Source organism: Acinetobacter sp. A1 (assembly GCF_012371315.1).
Lineage (GTDB): Bacteria > Pseudomonadota > Gammaproteobacteria > Pseudomonadales > Moraxellaceae > Acinetobacter.
In genome coordinates, this window is record NZ_JAAZQY010000001.1 from 120,323 (window position 1) to 139,295 (window position 18,973).

Sequence of the window (18,973 nt, forward strand, 5' to 3'; positions counted from 1 at the left end):
AGTACATAGAGGTAGGAGAAGGGTATGGTCACAGTACGTGAACAACTTCCTGGACGTTTAAATGAACTGTCTGAGGAAACGACTGTAGAACATGCCGAACAAGCACGACAAGATTTGGCAGAATGGCTAGATCGAGTACGTGATATTTATGATGGGGCGGCACTTGAACAATTAGAACACGTAGCCAATTACACCCTGAAAAAAGAGTTGGAAACTACAGTCAGTCATCGTTCTAATACCTTATATACCGGTATTGAGATGGCAGATATTTTGGCGCACTTGCATGTCGATGAAGACACCTTGTCGGCAGCTATGCTGTACCGTGGTGTGCGTGAAAATGTGATTCATTTAGATGAAGTACGTGAAGAATTTGGTGAAGCGGTATATGGCTTGATCAAAGGCACTTTATCTATGGGTAAACTGTCTGAACTGATTGAAAAAAATAAACGTCTGGAAGATCACTTTAATAACAATCAGCGTGAGCATTTAACAGGCATTTATAAAATGCTGATTTCCATGACGGAAGATGTACGTGTTGTGCTGATCAAACTGGCAGAGCGTACCTATTCTTTACGTGAGTTGGCCACCGCATCAAAAGAACGTCAGGAACGTGTTGCACGTGAAATTCTAACCATCTATTCACCATTGGCACACCGTTTGGGTATTGCTCAACTGAAATGGGAACTTGAAGATTTAGCTTTCCGTTATTTAGCACCAGACCGTTATAAAGAAATTGCCACACTGCTCAATGAAAAGCGTTTAGAGCGTGAAAATTATATTCAAAGCGTGATTTCACAATTGCGTACAGAATTGGGCAACAACGGTATTCATGCAGAAATTAGTGGTCGGGTGAAACACATTTATTCGATTTATCGAAAAATGAAAAGTAAGAACCTGAGCTTTGATCAGTTATATGACATTCGTGCTGTACGGGTCTTGGTCAAAACCATTCCTGAGTGCTATCACTCATTGGGTATTGTGCATCAATTGTGGCGACATATTCCGCATCAGTTTGATGACTACATTACCAATCCGAAAGCCAATGGTTATCGCTCTTTACATACCGCAGTGATTGCAGAAAACAAATCACTGGAAGTGCAAATTCGTACCATGGATATGCACGAAGAAGCTGAGTTGGGGGTGTGTTCACACTTCAATTATAAAGAAGGCTCTAAGGCGACGGACCATTCGTTTAATCATCGTCTACATTCTTTACGTTCAGTGTTGGAACATTATCAGGAACGTAATGATGCCAGCGCACATAAAGATGATGATTCTGAAAACTTTGAGCAAATCCAAGAGTTTGAAGATTTTGAAAAAATTTATGTGTTCAGCCGTGATGGTGACATTAAAGAGTTACCACGTGGCTCGACCGTACTGGATTTTGCTTACCATGTGCATACCGAAGTGGGTAACAAATGTTATGCCGCACGGGTGAACCAGCGTTATGTGCCGCTGACCTATACCCTAAAAACAGGTGAGCAGGTCGAAATTCTGACCAAAAAAGACCGTGAGCCAAACCGTGATTGGTTGGTACACTCTTTGGGTTATATCAAAACAGCACGTGCACGAGATAAGTTACGCCACTGGTTTAGACAGCAAGACCGCAGTAAAAATCTGGAAGTTGGGCGTGAAGTACTGAATAAAGAATTATCACGTTTGGCAATTCACCCGAAAAGTATTGATTTGAATGATTACTGTAATCATTTCAATGTCAAAACAGGTGAAGACATTTTGATTGGTTTGGTGAATGGCGATATTGGTCTGCATGCCTTAATCAATCAGGTTAACCGCCATATGCACTTGGATCAGGATGAGCCTGAGCTAGTGCTGAAACCAACGTTGAATCCACGCGCCAGCCACACACTTTCTGCACATGGTATTTTGATTGATGGTTTGGATAACGTCGAGTTGCACATTGCACAATGTTGTCAGCCTGTACATGGCGAGGCCATTGCGGGATATATCACCCTGAACCGTGGCGTGAGTATTCATAAAGTGGCGTGTTCAGACTATATTCGCATGATTGGTAACGAGCCTGAGCGTGCAGTTGAAGCTGACTGGGAAATGCAGCCGACCCGTGGTCAGAGTGTGCAGATTGTGGTGGAAGCTTATGACCGCCGTGGCTTGCTCAAAGATTTAACTCAAGTGATTTTTGCCGATCAAATTAACATTCGTCAGGTCAATACCATTTCTGAAAATGATGGAATTGCCAATATGAAATTGTTGATTGAGGTGAAAGGTCTGGCACAGCTTTCTCGTTTGTTGGCACGTTTGGAGCAGCAACCGGGTATTATCAGTGCACGCCGTTTGGTGCAGGGTAGTTAATCTGAATCACTTCTAAAAAACCAGCATTGTGCTGGTTTTTTTCTATACGGCTTGGGTTGGTAATTTCAATTTGCTGTAGGTTAAAGCCAAAGGAATAGGAAGATTAAGGATGAGTCAAACAGCTAAAAAAATTCATGTAGATGTGAGCCCTATTCATAAAATTTTTGTTCCTACTACAACAGATTCACGAACAGAACAGATTCAACAGCAAAAGCAGGCGATTTACCGCTATCGGAATCAATTACTCTCAAAGTATTTAGCACAGGATATTCAAAATAGCGATATTCAGCGCAATGTACATGGCAAACCTTTTTTAAGTGAATTTCCAGAGTGGCATTTTAACCACAGCCACAGTCGTCAACATTATGCATTGGCCACTAGCAAACAAGTTCAAGATTTAGGTATTGATGTAGAGGATTTAGACCGTCATGTACGTTTCGATGCTTTGGCGCAGCATGCCTTTCATCCAAATGAATTAAGCTACTGGGCAGAATTAGAGCATGCACCTGAATATTGGTTTCGGGTTTGGACGACCAAAGAAGCTGTGCTGAAAGCTTCAGGTTTGGGTATTCGTTTAAGTCTAAATGAACTAGATACAGGGATGCACCCTGAAGCACAGGGGGGAATGTGTCATCATCCTCAAATTGGGCATTTTGCTTATCAAAACTTTAATTTGGCCAGCTGTATGTTGACTGTAGCATGGCGATCTGCACCTTCATGTGCAGGATTTCAGTTTCCTCAAATTCAAATTATTCAGCATTAACTTTTTGTTGGCACATTAAAAAAGCCTATCCGAAGATAGGCTTTTGAGTGATCTAGCTGAATTCACAATTAAGGAATTTCTTGCTCTTCACCTTCAAATTCAGGCTTCACTTGTACAATAAAGTCCTGACGGTTCAGACCACGCCAAAGGGCAAAAGCGGTACCAATATAAATGGACGAATAAGTACCTACAAATACACCTACAAACATGGCAATCGAGAACCATTTCAGGCCATCACCACCCATGACCATCATTGCTACAACAACTAAGAGTAGGGTCATAGAGGTATGAATGGTACGACGTAAGGTTTCAGTTAACGCAATGTTAATTACTTCCAGTGGAGTTGCACCACGAATTTTACGGAAGTTTTCACGAATACGGTCAGATACCACAATGTTATCGTTCAGTGAGAAACCGATAATGGCCAAAAGTGCTGCCAAGACAGTCAGGTCAAATGGCCATTGCATCATGGCAAAAATACCCAGTGTCACTACAATATCGTGGAATAAAGACAGCACTGCACCCATCGCCAGTTTAAATTCAAAGCGAATGGTCACGTAAACCAACATTAATAACAAAGCCAATGCTACAGCACCTGCTGAACGGACGTATAGCTCGTTACCGACTTGACCACCCACCACATCAACTTTAGGTACGGCAGCTGCGTTATTTGGCAACTGTACCGCAGCGGTAATCGCTTTGGTTAGGTCCTCGGCTTCTACATCTTCCTGTACAGGCATACGCACCATTAGGTCGCGGTCAGAGCCAAGGGTTTGCACCACAGGGTCATTGAAGCCAGCTTTGATTAAAGCACTTGATACATCAGTCGCTTTAACAGGGTTGCTATAGTTTAGTTCTGCCGCAATACCGCCAGTGAAGTCCAAACCTAAATTTAAACCTTTGGTGGCAATAAAGAAGATACTGGCAACCGTAAGTAGAATAGAAAGCAATGCCGCAGGCAAAGCAATCTTCATAAACGGAATCACGCGCTCATCTTCAGGGCGACCGTATTTTTTTGAAGGTAGTTGAGTATTCTCAGTCATCAGTGATCTCCTTAAATGCTCAACTTTTTCAAGTTACGTTTCTTGCCATAAATGATTTGTACAATTGCACGGGTTACTGTAATTGCAGTAAACATTGAGCAGACAATACCAATCATTAGGGTTACGGCAAAGCCTTTAATTGGGCCTGTACCAATTGCGAACAGAATGAAGGCCACCAAGAAAGTGGTCAAGTTCGAGTCGAAAATGGTGTTATAAGCTCGGTCATAACCTGCCACAATGGCTTGTTTAGGCGAGGCTCCCCACTTAATTTCTTCCCGTATTCGCTCACAAATCAGAACGTTGGCATCTACCGCCATACCAATGGTGATAACGATACCAGCAATACCTGGCAAAGTGAGTGAAGCACCAATCCAAGACATGACAGTTAAAATTATGGCAAGGTTGAAGACCAGTGCAAAGTTGGCAATCAAACCGAATAAACGGAAGAACACCACCATCCAGATTGCGACTAAAATGAAGCCGATCTGCGTGGACAATACACCTTTATCGATGTTTTCTTGACCTAAGCTTGGACCAATGACACGTTCTTCAACAAAGTACATTGGCGCAGCCAAGGCACCTGCACGGAGCATCAAGGCCAATTCTGCAGCTTCTTGCGGAGAATCCAGACCCGTAATACGGAACTGTGAACCTAAAACAGCTTGAATGGTTGCCGCATTAATAATCACAGATTCGGTATACGGGGTACGTACTTCGGTTTGTGTACCTGTTTCATCTGCCACATAGCTAATACGCTGTTTGTTCTCAATGAACAACACCGCCATACGTTTGCCAACCGCATTACGGGTAGCATCCGACATGAGTTTACCGCCAGCAGCATCTAGGGTGATGTTTACTTCAGCACCGCCTGTGTCTTGGCTAAAGCCACTAGAGGCATTCTGAACACGCTCACCTGTTAAAATACGGCTACGATTGAGAAGTAACTGACGACCGCTGTCTAAGGATTCAAAAGCAAAAGCTTCTGTGCCTGGTGGCACTGTACCTGTGGTTTGACCTGTATATGGGTCAATGTATTGATCATTCAGATCAGACACCAAGCGGAATTCGAGGTTTGCAGTACGACCAAGGACACGTTTTGCCTCGGCAGTATCTTGAACACCTGGCAATTCCACCACAATACGGTTGCTGCCTTGAGTTTGCACCAAGGCTTCGGCTACACCTAGTTCGTTAATACGGTTACGCAGTGTGGTCAAGTTTTGATTGACTGCATAAGACTGAATTTCCTGTTTGCGTACATCGGTATACGTTAGGCGTAAGCTCGAACCTTCAGTTGTCGCTACCGCTTGTTGAGTGTACTCATTGCCGTTACGGCGCAAGAAATCCATTACAGCATCACGGTCTGCATTGTTAGCAAACTGCAAGCTAATGGTGTTGTTGTTCAGTGACAGACTATTGAACTTCAGCTTGTTGTCACGTAACTGACGACGTAAATCTGTAGCTGAGGTTTCCATACGCTGGCTGATGGCCTTGTCCATATCCACTTCTAACAGGAAGTGAACACCGCCACGTAAGTCCAGACCTAACTTCATTGGTTTTGCACCAATTTTTTGTAGCCATTCTGGGGTGGTTGGTGCAAGGTTAAGCGCCACAACGTAGTCATCGCCCAAACCACGGCGCAAAGCTTCTTTGGCTTTGAGCTGTGCTTCTGAGGTGTCTAAACGCAACAATGCAGCATTGTTGGTAAAGCTGTTGTCATGACTGGCAATATTTTCTGATTGTAAAATTTGCTCTGCTTTTTGTACGATGCTTTGATCAATTTGGGTACCAGCTTTGGCACCTGAAATTTGAACAGCAGGTTCATCTGGATACAAGCTAGGCAGGGCATATAATGTACTCACCACAAGAACTACGAGGATGAGTAGATATTTCCATGCTGGGTAACGCATTTATTTTCTTCTTAAAATGAAAAAGTCGTGCGTGAGCACGACCCTTTTTTGATTAAAGATTGTTTAATGTGCCTTCAGGAAGAACTGAAATGACACTCGCGCGTTGAACTTTAACTTCTACACCACGGCTTAATTCAACTACTGCAAAATCACCTTCAATTTTCGTGATTTTACCCATCAAACCGCCTGCAAACACCACTTCACTACCAACGCCCAAGCTTTCAATCAGTGCACGGTGTTCTTTGGCACGTTTTGATTGTGGACGCCAAATCAAGAAGTAAAAGATTGCAATAAAAACAGCAATCATTAAAAGGTTGGCTACAAGGCTTGGTTGTTGTGCAGCTTCACCTGCTGCGTGAGCAGTCGAAATAAAAAGGCTCATTTCATTTTCCTAAACTAAAAACTGGCGATCAGTGATCTGATAATAAATTGGGTTTGTTCTGCAATTTACCTTGTCTTTTTACTCAGCGCAAATACTGAAAAGACTAATCTTCAGGACAAGGTGGAACTTCTAGACCACGGCGGGTATAAAAGTCCTGTACAAAATCATCAAAAGTACCGTTATCCAAGGCATTACGGATGTCTTGGGTGAAACGTTGGTAATAACGTAAATTGTGGATGGTACCCAACATAGAGCCGAGCATTTCGCCACATTTTTCTAAATGGAACAAATAGGCGCGAGTAAAGTTTTTACAGGTATAACAATCGCAATGTGGGTCGAGCGGGCGTTGATCATGGCGATATTTACTGTTGCGAATACGCACCAAGCCATCGGTCACAAAGTAATGTCCATTACGTGCATTACGGGTTGGCATCACACAGTCGAACATATCTACACCACGACGAATGGCTTCAACAATATCTTCTGGTTTGCCCACGCCCATCAAATAACGTGGTTTATCTTCTGGCATTTTCGCTGGCAAATAATCCAGCACTTTGATCATTTCTTCTTTCGGTTCACCTACCGAAAGACCACCAATGGCATAACCATCAAAACCGATATCAAGCAAGCCATTTAGAGATTCATCACGTAAATCTTCATACATGCCGCCCTGAATAATACCGAACAGGGCATTGCTGTTGTTGAGTTCATCGTGGTGATGGGTTTTACAGCGTTTGGCCCAACGTAAAGATAATTGCAGTGATTTTTGTGCTTCTTCATGTGTTGCAGGGTAAGGCGTACATTCATCAAAAATCATGACGATGTCGGAATTCAAGGTTTTCTGAATTTCCATTGAAATTTCAGGGGATAAAAATACCTTTGAGCCATCAATGGGGGAACGGAAGGTTACGCCTTCTTCTTTAATTTTACGCATAGCGCCTAGGCTGAATACCTGAAAACCGCCTGAGTCAGTCAAAATAGGCTTATCCCATTTAATAAACTCGTGTAGACCGCCGTGTTCCTGAATCACTTCTAGTCCCGGACGTAAATATAAATGGAAGGTGTTGCCTAAAATAATTTGTGCCTGAATTTCTTCAATATCACGTGGTAACATGCCTTTGACCGTACCATAGGTCCCTACAGGCATAAACACAGGGGTTTCTACAACACCATGTGCAAGGGTTAAGCGGCCACGACGGGCACGTCCCGACTGACCTAATTTTTCAAACTTCATATAAGTTCCAAATCAAGGCGAAAAAACAGTTCGCTGATTGCTAGCGCTAAAAGTGCACTATTTTCCTAGATTCTGCAGGGAATTGCCAGTTGAGATACGTTTTCATTGTTAAAAATTACGTGCAAAAAAATTCAGTCACTTTATTGGAGACTACGTGGCGTAAAATTGCTGAATCCGTTGGGTAATTTCTTCTTTATGCAAGGCAAATTCCCCCTGTTCATGGCTGTCCATCGCTGCAACATGTTGAATCAGGCGTTGTACGTACAGATTGCTGTCAATAAAACTTGGCTCTAGCGTGAGCAAATAGGCTTCATGAGCAATGCTTAAATAATCATAAGGCTCAATTTCTAAAAGCTGTGCCAAATCGGTAAGTAAATCTTTATCGACCTGTTGCAGTTTGAGTTTGTTGTGCTGTGTATTGGTGGTTTGCACAGTATGCTGCACATGATGAGCAAGTAAAAATTCATCCAGTAATGCGCTGGGTGCATTTAGAAATTGTGCAGAATAAATTTCAAAATCATGCTGTTTTGGAATATGAATCAAAAATACAATCTGACTCAAATCTAGGCCATAAGCATTGGAGAGTGCTTGTTTGGCTTGTTGGAAAATATCCAATAACAGTTCTAGATGGTTGTATTGTGGGGTGTCGGGGCTATTGAGTAGGGGGTTGCCATATATACCGCTGTTTGAAATAATCTGCAAAAATATTTTTAAATTGATGCAACCCCTGAGCACTATGCGTTTGGGTGCGATAACGCCATTTTTCCACGTTCCATTTGTCTGCTTCAGATAAGTACTCAGCAGAATCTTCCTGTTCACTAAACAGACTGCGTGTGCTTGAAACTGCCAGATAATCGATGCCTAGATATTCATTTAAAACTAATGCGCAGGCATAGAGTTGATCGGGTTCATACTGCTCATAGAGTTGAAAAAACTCTTGAATTAGGCTGTCTTTTAAATTTTGGAGATGATTTAGCATGGTGATATCGCGACTTTTTTTATTGTAGGAATGCTCATTTTTATTGAACAGTAGTTGTTTGTATTTTGTTCAGGTTTTGATTGTCTCAAAGCTGAAAAAAATGTCAAGAATGCTCAATAATTTGTAGTCAAAGTGCAGCTAAGTTGTTAAGTTGTCCTTAGAGCCAATTCATAGAGGTGGGTTATGAGTGCGTTAAAAGAAGAACGGTTTTATCAGACTTTATTAGAAAGAACCAATGCAATTCCTTGGCAAATAGATTGGAAAACCAAAGAATTTAGCTACATTGGTCCACAAATTGAAGCTTTATTGGGTTGGACACAAAAAAGTTGGCAGACTGCGCAGGATTGGATTGATCGGATGCACCCAGATGATCGGAAAAAACCGTGAATATGTGTGTCAGTTTGTCCGATCAGGGCACTGACCATGAGGCCGATTATCGAGCTTTAACGTCTACGGGTGACTATGTTTGGATTCGCGATGTGGTGCATGTGATACGCGAAAATAATGAAACTGTGGCAATTATTGGTTTCATGTTTGATATTTCTGAACGTAAGCGGATGGAGTTGGAGCTTGAAGCGCTGTATCGGAAAAATCAAGAGTTGCTACTGCAAGACCCTTTAACGCTGGTTGCGAATCGTAAAGCCTTAAGTGAGCGCATTGAAAATGAATTTAAACGCGCAACACGAAAGCAGCGTGCTTTGTCGCTTTTATTCATCGATATTGACCATTTTAAAAAATATAACGATGAACATGGTCATTTGCAGGGGGATCACTGCTTAATTAGCGTGGCGCAATTGTTGAAGCAGCATTTTTCTCGTGCATCTGATTTTGTCGCACGCTTTGGTGGTGAAGAGTTTGTGGTGCTTTTACCTGAAACCAGTTTAGAAGATGCTGTACGGCTTGCCGAAGAGTTTAGATGTGCCGTGTGTGATTTGGAAATTCCGAATTTGGCGACAGGGAAGAACACGCAAGTCACAGTCAGCATTGGCGTAAATTGTTATGCTGCTCAGCAGCAATATCACAATGTGGTCGACTTTTTAAATTCAGCCGATGAGTTGCTGTATTTAGCTAAACATAAGGGGCGAAATCAGGTGCAATATAGTGTGGAATCTTGCATTTAAAGGGCAGTGATCTAATTTTTGTACATCTTCATTGAGCGTAAAAGCAGCAGGGTTAAATCTGCTGCTTTTTTATTTGAGTTGCTTTAAATACTGCTAAGCATAGATGTATTAAAAATTTGGACGATAATCGAAACTTTGAGCTGCACTATTGTCACGAAACGCACGAACAGGTTTTTTAGCAGTAGTGGCGGTATTAATGATGTTGTTTGGAAAGACCTGAATATAATTATTAAATAATTCTACATTGCGGTTATAAATGGTAATTGCAGCGCCCACATTTTCATTTTGCTCGTCAATTTCATGCATCATTTTTAAATACAGTTGATCGGCTTTGAGTTCAGGGTAATTTTCTACCACAACATTTAAGCTGCGCATTAACTCTTTGCTTAAGGCTTCAACACGTTGTAACTGACCAACATCGGCATTATTGATATTTAAGTTCATGATGTTCTGGCGCAGTTCGGTCACTTTTTCTAAAGTTCCTTTTTCCATGCCTGCATATTGCTCAACCACAGGTGCAAGTTCTTCCAAAGTTTTTAATTTTTGACGCTCAAAACTGGTGACATCTGCCCATGCACGAATGGTGGCATTGAAATGGCGCACGATGTTGTTGCGAATCGTTATAACAATCAAGATGATAGCAATAACGACCAAAAGAAAAATTGCGATGCCCATAGTGTTGCCCCAAGACCATTTTCTTATTCAAGAAAATCAACTAAATCGGTTTGTAATTGTTCCAAATAAGGTAATTTAAAAGTGCGTAAGTGTCCACGTAATGCTGAAATATCTTGAATATTTTTTGCTTTACTGGAAATTTCAAACAGATTTTTGCTGCCTAAAAAACATAAGGTGTGTCGTTCAGGGTGAAACAATAAATCCCCTTGCTGATGCTGGAAAAAATCATCCAGTTTTAACACCAGAGCGGGGCTGAGTGTGCGCGCCATTTGAATCGCATCACTACCAAAGAAATTGAGTTTTTGATTCAGTCGGATGTCACTGGTATGCCATGGTACATGGTAGGGCGCACCAAAAGTTTTTTTATTGGTGCTAATGGCTAAACCTTGAATTTTCACATCAAAGACAAAGACACCCGATAAATAGCGCACCACTTCTTTGACTTTATAATCATTGCCATTTTTGTCTTTAATACGTATTTCACTGACATAGCGGTATTCAAAAAGCAAAACCTGATGTTGTTTGCCCTGTTGATCAAGCCAAACGGTACTGGCATAGCGGGTAATGTCATTGGAAAGATTACCCAAATGAAATAAGGGGAACATCGCTTTTAAATGGGCGATAAAGTAAATGGGTTGCAAGGTTTTGGCGAGGTGCTGCGGTGGTTGTTGCCATGCCAGTTGGTAGCGTTGAGCAATGCTTTCCTGTTCTAAAAAAGCAATGACTTCTTTAATGGGATCATCTTGTTCATAGGTAATAAATGCCCAAAAAATACAGACTACACCAATCAGCAAACAAAATTGCAGCCAAATATTACTCGGTTGAATCAAGAGTAATAAACAGAATAGCACACCTATAATGCCCAGCAGTATCGGCAAAACATTTTCAAATTTTAAGGTAATGTCATCTTGCCAAGGGTGCAAACCATCCAAAATTTCTTGATGGCTTTGGGCTTTTTTTCCAATATCCCAAAGCCGCGCGATATTGCGAAATACTCGCTTATTCTTCTTACGTCGAATGTGAATGGAGTGTTGGACAGTATCGAGCGGCATGGAGGTTCTTCACAAAGGCTTAGGCTTGCGCTTGGTCAATCAGCATGGCATCGCCATAACTAAAGAAGCGATAGTGTTCTGACACGGCATGTTGATAAGCACGCATCACGTTCTCACGACTTGATAAGGCAGAAACTAGCATCAATAGTGTCGATTCAGGCAAGTGGAAATTGGTAATAAGGCGATCTACCACTTTAAACTGATAACCAGGATAGATAAAAATTTGTGTATCGCCCGTCCATGCAGCCAATTCGCCGCCGTGAGCTTGTGCTGCACTTTCTACAGCACGGGTAGCGGTGGTACCCACTGAAATGACTTTATTGCCACGTGCTTTGGTGGCACGAATTAAATCTACAGCAGCGTCTGAGACCTCACACCATTCACTGTGCATAACATGATTGGCAATGTCATCGGTACGTACAGGTAAGAAAGTACCTGCACCTACATGTAAGGTCACGAAGGTTTTTTGAATACCTTTATCTGCTAATTGTTGCAGCAAAGCTTCATCAAAGTGCAGGCTTGCTGTAGGCGCTGCCACACTGGCAAGTTTGCTCGGGTCATTAAATACGGTCTGATAGCGTTCGGTATCAATCGCTTCTGCTTCACGGTTAAAGTAGGGGGGAATAGGCAGCTGCCCATAAGCATCTAACACGTCTAAAATGGGTTGTGAAAACTCAACAATAAACAAGTTTTCATGGCGTCCCTGCACGGTTACTTTTACCGCATCTGGCCCGATAAACAGTTCAGCCCCAGCTTTGGGTGAATTGCTGGCTTTAATATGACAATGCGCAATAAAACGATCTTGCAGGCGCTCTACCAAGACTTCTACTGCACCGCCTGTTGCGCGTTTACCCTTAAGGCGTGCTTTCATAACTTTGGTATCATTCAGTACCAATAAATCGCCCGCTTCGAGTAAATTCAGTAAATCGGTAAATTGATGGTCATGGTATTGACCTTGTGCATCAAGATGCAATAGGCGAGAAGCACTACGGCTTGCAAGTGGATAACGTGCAATAAGTTCATCGGGGAGATCAAAACTAAAGTCAGAAAGCTGCATGATAAAACAAGTCAGAAAACTAGAAAAAACTGCGCTTAGTATATGCTTTTTTAAGTTTTATAGATGAAATTGGTCGATTATAAATCAAAAAAATGACAGCTGATTTAATTTTAAACAATTGCAAAAAACTTGCGTTGACAAGCTGTCAAAAAAGTTTATTATACCCATCAACACCTACCCGAGGTGGTGAAATTGGTAGACGCGGCGGACTCAAAATCCGCTGTCAGAGATGACGTGTCGGTTCGAGTCCGACCCTCGGGACCATATAAATGAAAAGCCCTCAAGCATATTCAGACTTGGGGGCTTTTTTATTGTCTGGAAATCGGCTAATCATATTGAATATTCTCAAATTTTGAAAAGGAGGCTGTCGTTTACTTTAATTTAACTTTCTTCGTTCATGAGTCAGAATGAGCAGACAGAATAAGAAATAAAGATATATTTGAGGATATAGCTCACTTTTTTAGTCTTTATTTATTTATTTACTTACAACAAAAAAACCAGTGTTTACACACTGGTTTTTTGTAGAACAAGCACTGAATAGAATCAGTGCTGGGTCATAGCATTAAACAGTTTCAAGTGCTGCGTTGAATGTTGCGCTTGGACGCATAACAGCATTCACTTTAGCTTGGTCAACTGCATAGTAACCACCGATATCAACCGATTTGCCTTGAACTTCTGCAAGTTCCGCCACGATTTTTTCTTCGTTATCAGCTAAAGCTTTTGCAAGTGGTGCAAACTTAGCTTTTAACTCAGCATCTTGGTCTTGGTTTGCAAGTGCTTCTGCCCAGAATTTTGCAAGGTAGAAGTGGCTGCCACGGTTGTCTAGCTCGCCAGTACGACGTGATGGAGATTTATCGTTGTCTAGAAGCTTACCAGTTGCTGCATCTAAAGTCTGAGCAAGAAGTTTTGCTTTTGCATTGTCTTCTTTAATGCCCATTTCTTCTAAAGAAACAGCCAGTGCAAGGAACTCACCTAATGAATCCCAACGTAAGTGGTTTTCTTCAACCAACTGTTGTACGTGTTTCGGCGCTGAACCACCCGCACCTGTTTCGTACATACCGCCGCCTGCCATTAATGGAACAATAGAAAGCATCTTCGCAGATGTACCTAGCTCCATAATTGGGAATAAGTCAGTTAAGTAGTCACGTAAAATGTTACCAGTCACAGAAATGGTGTCTAGACCACGCGCAACACGTTCAAGCGTATAACGCATTGCACGAACTTGCGACATAATTTGAATATCTAGGCCTGTGGTGTCGTGATCTTTCAAGTATTTTTGTACTTTCTTGATCAATTCATTTTCGTGTGGACGGTATGGGTCAAGCCAGAAAATTGCAGGCATGCCTGAGTTGCGTGCACGTGTAACTGCAAGTTTAACCCAGTCGCGGATTGGTGCATCTTTCACCTGACACATACGCCAGATATCACCTTCTTCCACATTTTGTGTCATCAACACTTCACCTGTTTCTAGGTCAGTGATGTTGGCAATACCAGCTTCAGGAATTTCGAATGTCTTGTCGTGAGAACCGTATTCTTCAGCTTTTTGCGCCATCAAACCAACGTTTGGCACAGTACCCATGGTACGTGGGTCAAAGTTGCCGTTCCACTTACAGAAATTGATCATTTCTTGGTAAATACGTGCGAACGTAGATTCTGGCATTACTGCTTTACAGTCATACTGCTTACCATCAGCACCCCACATTTTACCGCCACCACGAATCATTGCAGGCATAGATGCGTCAACAATTACGTCGTTTGGTGAGTGGAAGTTGGTGATGCCTTTCGCTGAATCTACCATTGCAAGCGCAGGGCGGTGTTCTTGGCAAGCGTGTAAATCTTCAATGATTTCTTCGCGTAAAGAAGTTGGTAAGGTTGCAATCTTTTCATAAAGACCAGCCATACCGTTGTTTACGTTAATGCCAAGCTCTTCAAACAATTTACCATGTTTTTCAAACGCTTCTTTATAGTAAATTTTTACACAGTGACCAAATACGATTGGGTGAGATACCTTCATCATGGTCGCTTTTACGTGTAAAGAGAACAAAATGCCTGCTTCTTTACAATCATCTAATTCTTTTTCATAGAAGTCGCAAAGTGCTTTTTTGCTCATGAACATTGAATCGATGATTTCACCGTCAAGTAACGCAACTTTTTCTTTCAGTACAATGGCTTCACCAGACTGAGTGATGAGTTCCATTTTTACGTTACGTGCACGGTCTAAAGTCATAGATTTTTCACCGTGGTAGAAGTCGCCTTCATCCATGTGTGAAACGTGCGTTTGAGACCATTGCTTCCACTCGCTCATAGAGTGCGGGTGTTTTTTCGCATAGTTTTTCACAGCAGCAGGTGCACGACGGTCTGAGTTACCTTCACGTAATACAGGGTTTACTGCAGAACCTAAGCATTTGCCAAAACGTGCGCGAAGTGCTTGCTCTTCTTCAGTGCTTGGGTTTTCAGGATAGTCAGGAATCGCAAAACCTTTTGCCTGTAATTCTTTAATACATGCAACCAATTGCGCAACTGAAGCACTGATATTTGGGAGTTTGATGATGTTTGTATCTGGATCTTGCGTGAGACGTCCGAGCTCTGCGAGGTTGTCGGCAACCTTTTGTTCTTCGCTAAGGTAATCTGAAAATTCAGCGAGTACGCGTGCAGCAACAGAAATGTCAGTTTTGACAATTTCAACGCCCGCAGGTTTGGTAAAGGTCTCAATGATCGGCAGCAACGAGTAAGTCGCCAGTAGCGGCGCCTCATCGGTCAGTGTATAAATGATTTTTGACTTTCCACCAGCCATATATAGCCCCTTGCTTTGATTAAGTTTTTAGGAGCCAGATTTAGACTCAGCTCCTGCGAACCGATTTGCTTAATTTAACCTTGAGAGTATCGACTCTCCGTGTATTTCAGTCAACGTAGATCCTGTGATAACGACATTTCGCTACGAAATGATGTGTCGCATTTGTGCTGAGCATGTGCCGAATCTTATGCAAAGTTTGCTCAATGCCGAACATAAAACCCGTCTTCGGTATTTACGATGGAAATACGAGCCAAATCGTATAAATGATGATCAGGTCATCAAAATTAGTTGTTATTTTATTATAAATTAATAAGATGATTGTTCGACTTAAGTCGTATGTTTGAAAAATAACCGATAGAAAGAGCCTTGTTACATATTTACACAGCTTATTTTGTAAAATTATCAAGCATTTATAAGTTAAGTTTAATATTGGTGATGACGTAAAATCTTGTAACTTTGCAAAGGTGTATGAAGTTGCTATAGCTTATACACACATTAAAGGTCAGACTTATATGTAAAAAGTTTATAAAAGTTAATAAATTATGACTGTTTTATTGGAGTTGGCTCTATCTATAATCACGCACAGTCAGTTTTTAGAACACAAATACAGCACATGAACAGACTTTAAATTGTCTGAACAATAACGAAAACATTAACAACTAAATGTCTAAACTGCTTTTGTTCAATAAAATGATTTTAATACTTGTACTTTGTGTTAAAGTTTGTTAATGAAAAAAGTTAGATTGGTGATTTTTTATTTCTTTATTTCAAAATCGAATGCCTATCTTTAAGGATAATCATGCACGAGGCAAAAATGAAAATACAGCTGCTTGAAATTGGTCCTGAAACGGAACAGCTGAGTGCTTGCACACTGTCATTATTATTGGGGGTGCATACGCCAGCCAACCAAATTGATGGCTTTATGAAATTTGCCCGTCAAATGTTGCAGGTTGAGCATGCTATTTTAACCTTTCGCAATGAACCTTATATTTGGTATTCCAGTCACGAAACTTTTAAAGCTTTTCATTCCAATCCAAATGCACAGCTAGGTGCATTCTTTCAGGGTCAGCAATTGATTGAACCCAAGCATCCGCAATATGCTAACTTTGTGCAGCATATTGCAAGTTTGGGTATAGAGGCCGAACGCTTAATTGCCTTGGACTTGCTTAAAACCGATGGTGAATCGATTGGTCAGCTGTTGTTGTTTGATCATCATCATGAAGAATTCAGTTTGGGCGCAGTACCTACGGTTGCCGAGTTTGCAGCAGGTTTGGTGCGTTATATTGAATTAAAAGTTGATTATGTCGGGTTAAAAGAACTGTACGAGCAGCAGTCGGCTTTAAATTTTAGTAAAACTAAGTTTTTCCAGATTATTGCACATGACCTGCGTGCACCCTTTCATGGTTTATTGGGTTTTTCTGAAGTTTTGGCGCAAGAGCGTGAAACTTTGGATGATTCGAGTATTCAAAATATTGCGGACTATTTATTCGATACCGCGCAATCGACCTACAATTTATTGGAAAGTCTGTTGAATTGGGCAATGGCTGAGGGCGGACGGTTTGTCTACCATCCAATCAATTTTGAGTTGAAGCAGTCGACTAAAATTGTCTGTGATGTTTTAAGAAGTCTAGCCATTAAAAAGAATATTGAGCTAATTGATCAGGTGGATGAAGGCATAAAAGTCTATGCAGACATCAACATGATTACTTCGGTGATTCAAAACTTGGTGTCTAATGCATTGAAATTTACTAGTACAGATGGTACTGGCAAAGTCATTTTAAGCGTGCAGGCGACTGAAACGAGTGTAGATATTTATATTCGTGATACGGGCTTGGGTATGACCCCACAGCAGTTGGAAAACTTGTTCGAACAAAAACTCACTGTAAGCTTTAAAGGTACTGCAGGTGAAAAAGGTACAGGCTTGGGTTTAGTCTTGTGTAAGCGCTTTGTTGATTTAAACCACGGGCAAATTGTGGCGGAATCTAAAGAAGGCGAGGGTACAACCTTTAAAGTGAGTTTACCCGTGGCGACCAGTATGCATCAGGTTTTAAGCAAAGAAGCGATACTTTCAGAGAAAATTTAAGTCACAATCTATATTTGCTGAACATATTTTAAAAAGCCTGTCGGTGGCATTATACACTGATAGGCTTTTTGGTTTTTAAAGCGATGCTAAAGAATGTTTATGGCTGTTGTGGCAATTGGTGCAATGGACTGCCACCCAAGGCCTGCAACAAGGTTACATAAGCATTGTATTGATTTTGCTTAGTTTGCAATAGGTTTAAACGCGCATTCCGTGTTGTGGCTTGAGCATCCAAAAGGTTTTTTAAAGCAATCGCACCGTGGCGATAACGGACTTCAGTCAGACGTTCCGTTTTCTCTGCCAACAGTAAATTCTGCATTTGTAAATTGACCTGACGATCTAATTCAGAGCGTGCAGACAAGGCATTTTCAACATCAGCAAAGGCTTGGTACAAGGTTTGTCGATATTGCACAATGGCTTTTTCATATTCCAGCGCATTGACTTTTAAATCACGCTGCATATCGTTCCATTGTAAAAACGGCAGTGTTAGCCCTGCACCTAGAGTAGCAATTGGATTCTTGAGCGCATCACTTAAAGAAGTGTGTGCACCAGTACCAACACCTGTACTGAGTGTGCCAGTTAGGCTAATAGATGGATAGTAACTGGCTTTATTGGCATCTTTGTTGGCCAGTGCTTTGCGTAAACGAAGCTCCGCAGCGTTTAAATCTGGGCGGCGGGATAAAAGCTCCGCAGGTAATCCTGCATGAATTTTAGGTAGGCTAATGGCACCTAAGCGTTTCGGTTCTGCAATGTTCAGCATTTGCACAGTTTGATGGAGCAAGACTGCCAAAGCAGTACGTGTTGCTACTTTTTGCTGTGCTATTTGGCTGAGTGTGGCTTTTTGGCTTTGTAAGGCCTGTTCAGCCTGGGTTAAATCTAAACCAGAGACAGCGCCTGCACGGTATTGTGCATTGACCAATTGATAGGTTTTTTCAGTGCTGGCCAGATTTTGCTGTGCGACAGTTAAATGTTCATTTAAATAGCCCAATTGCCAATATAAATTGGCAGTGGTTGCAATCAAACCTTGAGCAGTCGCCTGTAAATCTTGTTCGGTCGCGAGTGCTTCCCAACGTGCTGCTTCAGTCTGATTAGCCAGTTTGCCAAACAAATCCAATTCATAGCTTAGCCCTGGGTAGTTCAATGAGATTCCACGGGTACGATCACCATCGCCGTCTAGGCTAATTTCATGCCCTGTGGAAATTCCTGCAGTGCCAATTCGGACGCCTTGCTGACTCTGGCTTTGTTTTGCTTGTAATCTCGCTTGCTGTAAATTCAGCCCTGCAACAGCGAGGTCACTGTTTTGTGCGAGTACTTGCTCAACAAGTTGATTTAAGGCGGCATCATTAAACAACGTCCACCAGCGGTCAGTGTTTAGTTGGCTATGAATTTGCTGATTACTGAGGCGTTGTTGTTCAAATTGGCTTGGAATTTCAACGGCAGGGGCTTGGTAAGGGGTTTTGACCACTGCGGCACACCCCACCAAGCTGCTGCCTAAAAGTAGTGCGGTTGCCAGTTGGCTGAATGTTCGTGCTTTGGAATTTAATTTCATGAGAGTTCC

General features: G+C 41.8%; 14 protein-coding genes, 1 tRNA gene and 1 pseudogene. 5 read left to right on the forward strand and 11 right to left on the reverse strand.

Going from position 1 to position 18,973, the window contains the following annotated elements; translation table 11 throughout:
• Positions 1-24 precede the first annotated feature (24 nt).
• On the forward strand, positions 25-2,328 hold the full coding sequence (locus tag HHA41_RS00615; RefSeq protein WP_168419135.1) for a bifunctional (p)ppGpp synthetase/guanosine-3',5'-bis(diphosphate) 3'-pyrophosphohydrolase: 2,304 nt from the start codon (positions 25-27) through the stop codon (positions 2,326-2,328).
• Between the two features lie 109 nt (positions 2,329-2,437).
• Positions 2,438-3,091 (forward strand): 4'-phosphopantetheinyl transferase superfamily protein, encoded by a 654-nt coding sequence (locus tag HHA41_RS00620; RefSeq protein ID WP_168419133.1) that lies wholly within the window; start codon positions 2,438-2,440, stop codon positions 3,089-3,091.
• Between the two features lie 68 nt (positions 3,092-3,159).
• On the opposite strand, the gene secF is transcribed toward HHA41_RS00620, so the two are convergent.
• From secF to HHA41_RS13220, 6 genes are all read right to left on the reverse strand, one after another.
• Positions 3,160-4,137: a protein translocase subunit SecF gene (gene secF / locus HHA41_RS00625; RefSeq protein WP_171525195.1), complete on the reverse strand. Its 978-nt coding sequence runs from the start codon at positions 4,135-4,137 to the stop codon at positions 3,160-3,162.
• An 8-nt stretch (positions 4,138-4,145) separates the two neighbouring features.
• On the reverse strand, positions 4,146-6,041 hold the full coding sequence (gene secD / locus HHA41_RS00630) for a protein translocase subunit SecD (RefSeq protein ID WP_168460021.1): 1,896 nt from the start codon (positions 6,039-6,041) through the stop codon (positions 4,146-4,148).
• 52 nt (positions 6,042-6,093) lie between these two features.
• Complete coding sequence (gene yajC / locus HHA41_RS00635; RefSeq protein WP_070152813.1) at positions 6,094-6,423, reverse strand: preprotein translocase subunit YajC; 330 nt, start codon at positions 6,421-6,423, stop codon at positions 6,094-6,096.
• Positions 6,424-6,526: 103 nt separating this feature from the next.
• Entirely contained in the window at positions 6,527-7,657 is a 1,131-nt protein-coding gene (gene tgt, locus HHA41_RS00640) for a tRNA guanosine(34) transglycosylase Tgt (RefSeq protein ID WP_168460023.1), read from the reverse strand.
• Positions 7,658-7,807: 150 nt separating this feature from the next.
• The gene (locus tag HHA41_RS13215) at positions 7,808-8,272 is read right to left on the reverse strand and encodes a hypothetical protein (RefSeq protein WP_354667264.1); all 465 of its coding nucleotides are present in this window, start codon (positions 8,270-8,272) and stop codon (positions 7,808-7,810) included.
• Between the two features lie 37 nt (positions 8,273-8,309).
• Entirely contained in the window at positions 8,310-8,636 is a 327-nt protein-coding gene (locus HHA41_RS13220; protein ID WP_354667265.1) for a DUF4303 domain-containing protein, read from the reverse strand.
• A 183-nt stretch (positions 8,637-8,819) separates the two neighbouring features.
• On the opposite strand from HHA41_RS13220, the pseudogene HHA41_RS00650 reads away from it, so the two are divergent.
• Positions 8,820-9,757 (forward strand): annotated as a pseudogene (locus tag HHA41_RS00650) (sensor domain-containing diguanylate cyclase).
• Positions 9,758-9,865: 108 nt separating this feature from the next.
• Here the strand turns inward: HHA41_RS00650 and HHA41_RS00655 are convergent.
• The 3 genes from HHA41_RS00655 to queA are packed head-to-tail and all read right to left on the reverse strand — an operon-like array spanning position 9,866 to position 12,541.
• Complete coding sequence (locus HHA41_RS00655) at positions 9,866-10,432, reverse strand: LemA family protein (RefSeq protein ID WP_168419079.1); 567 nt, start codon at positions 10,430-10,432, stop codon at positions 9,866-9,868.
• 23 nt (positions 10,433-10,455) lie between these two features.
• Positions 10,456-11,484: a hypothetical protein gene (locus HHA41_RS00660; RefSeq protein ID WP_168460024.1), complete on the reverse strand. Its 1,029-nt coding sequence runs from the start codon at positions 11,482-11,484 to the stop codon at positions 10,456-10,458.
• Between the two features lie 19 nt (positions 11,485-11,503).
• Positions 11,504-12,541, reverse strand: a complete 1,038-nt coding sequence (gene queA, locus HHA41_RS00665; RefSeq protein ID WP_168460025.1) for a tRNA preQ1(34) S-adenosylmethionine ribosyltransferase-isomerase QueA — start codon at positions 12,539-12,541, stop codon at positions 11,504-11,506.
• A gap of 177 nt (positions 12,542-12,718) precedes the next feature.
• Here queA and HHA41_RS00670 point away from each other — a divergent pair.
• Positions 12,719-12,805 (forward strand) — tRNA-Leu (locus HHA41_RS00670).
• 298 nt (positions 12,806-13,103) lie between these two features.
• Here HHA41_RS00670 and HHA41_RS00675 read toward each other — a convergent pair.
• Complete coding sequence (locus HHA41_RS00675; RefSeq protein ID WP_168419082.1) at positions 13,104-15,335, reverse strand: NADP-dependent isocitrate dehydrogenase; 2,232 nt, start codon at positions 15,333-15,335, stop codon at positions 13,104-13,106.
• 814 nt (positions 15,336-16,149) lie between these two features.
• On the opposite strand from HHA41_RS00675, the gene HHA41_RS00680 reads away from it, so the two are divergent.
• A complete protein-coding gene (locus tag HHA41_RS00680; RefSeq protein WP_168460046.1) occupies positions 16,150-17,418 on the forward strand; it encodes a HAMP domain-containing sensor histidine kinase in 1,269 nt (422 codons plus the stop codon).
• A 97-nt stretch (positions 17,419-17,515) separates the two neighbouring features.
• Here the strand turns inward: HHA41_RS00680 and HHA41_RS00685 are convergent, their stop codons facing one another.
• Positions 17,516-18,964: an efflux transporter outer membrane subunit gene (locus HHA41_RS00685; RefSeq protein WP_168460026.1), complete on the reverse strand. Its 1,449-nt coding sequence runs from the start codon at positions 18,962-18,964 to the stop codon at positions 17,516-17,518.
• Positions 18,965-18,973: the final 9 nt, after the last annotated feature.

Coding starts and splice junctions, on each gene's coding strand:
- yajC (WP_070152813.1), bottom strand. CDS start 6,423: ATGAGCCTTTTTATTTCGACTGCTCACGCAGCAGGTGAAGCTGCACAA.
- HHA41_RS00620 (WP_168419133.1), top strand. CDS start 2,438: ATGAGTCAAACAGCTAAAAAAATTCATGTAGATGTGAGCCCTATTCAT.
- HHA41_RS00675 (WP_168419082.1), bottom strand. CDS start 15,335: ATGGCTGGTGGAAAGTCAAAAATCATTTATACACTGACCGATGAGGCG.
- HHA41_RS00615 (WP_168419135.1), top strand. CDS start 25: ATGGTCACAGTACGTGAACAACTTCCTGGACGTTTAAATGAACTGTCT.
- HHA41_RS00680 (WP_168460046.1), top strand. CDS start 16,150: ATGAAAATACAGCTGCTTGAAATTGGTCCTGAAACGGAACAGCTGAGT.
- tgt (WP_168460023.1), bottom strand. CDS start 7,657: ATGAAGTTTGAAAAATTAGGTCAGTCGGGACGTGCCCGTCGTGGCCGC.
- HHA41_RS00660 (WP_168460024.1), bottom strand. CDS start 11,484: ATGCCGCTCGATACTGTCCAACACTCCATTCACATTCGACGTAAGAAG.
- HHA41_RS00655 (WP_168419079.1), bottom strand. CDS start 10,432: ATGGGCATCGCAATTTTTCTTTTGGTCGTTATTGCTATCATCTTGATT.
- HHA41_RS00685 (WP_168460026.1), bottom strand. CDS start 18,964: ATGAAATTAAATTCCAAAGCACGAACATTCAGCCAACTGGCAACCGCA.
- queA (WP_168460025.1), bottom strand. CDS start 12,541: ATGCAGCTTTCTGACTTTAGTTTTGATCTCCCCGATGAACTTATTGCA.
- secD (WP_168460021.1), bottom strand. CDS start 6,041: ATGCGTTACCCAGCATGGAAATATCTACTCATCCTCGTAGTTCTTGTG.
- HHA41_RS13220 (WP_354667265.1), bottom strand. CDS start 8,636: ATGCTAAATCATCTCCAAAATTTAAAAGACAGCCTAATTCAAGAGTTT.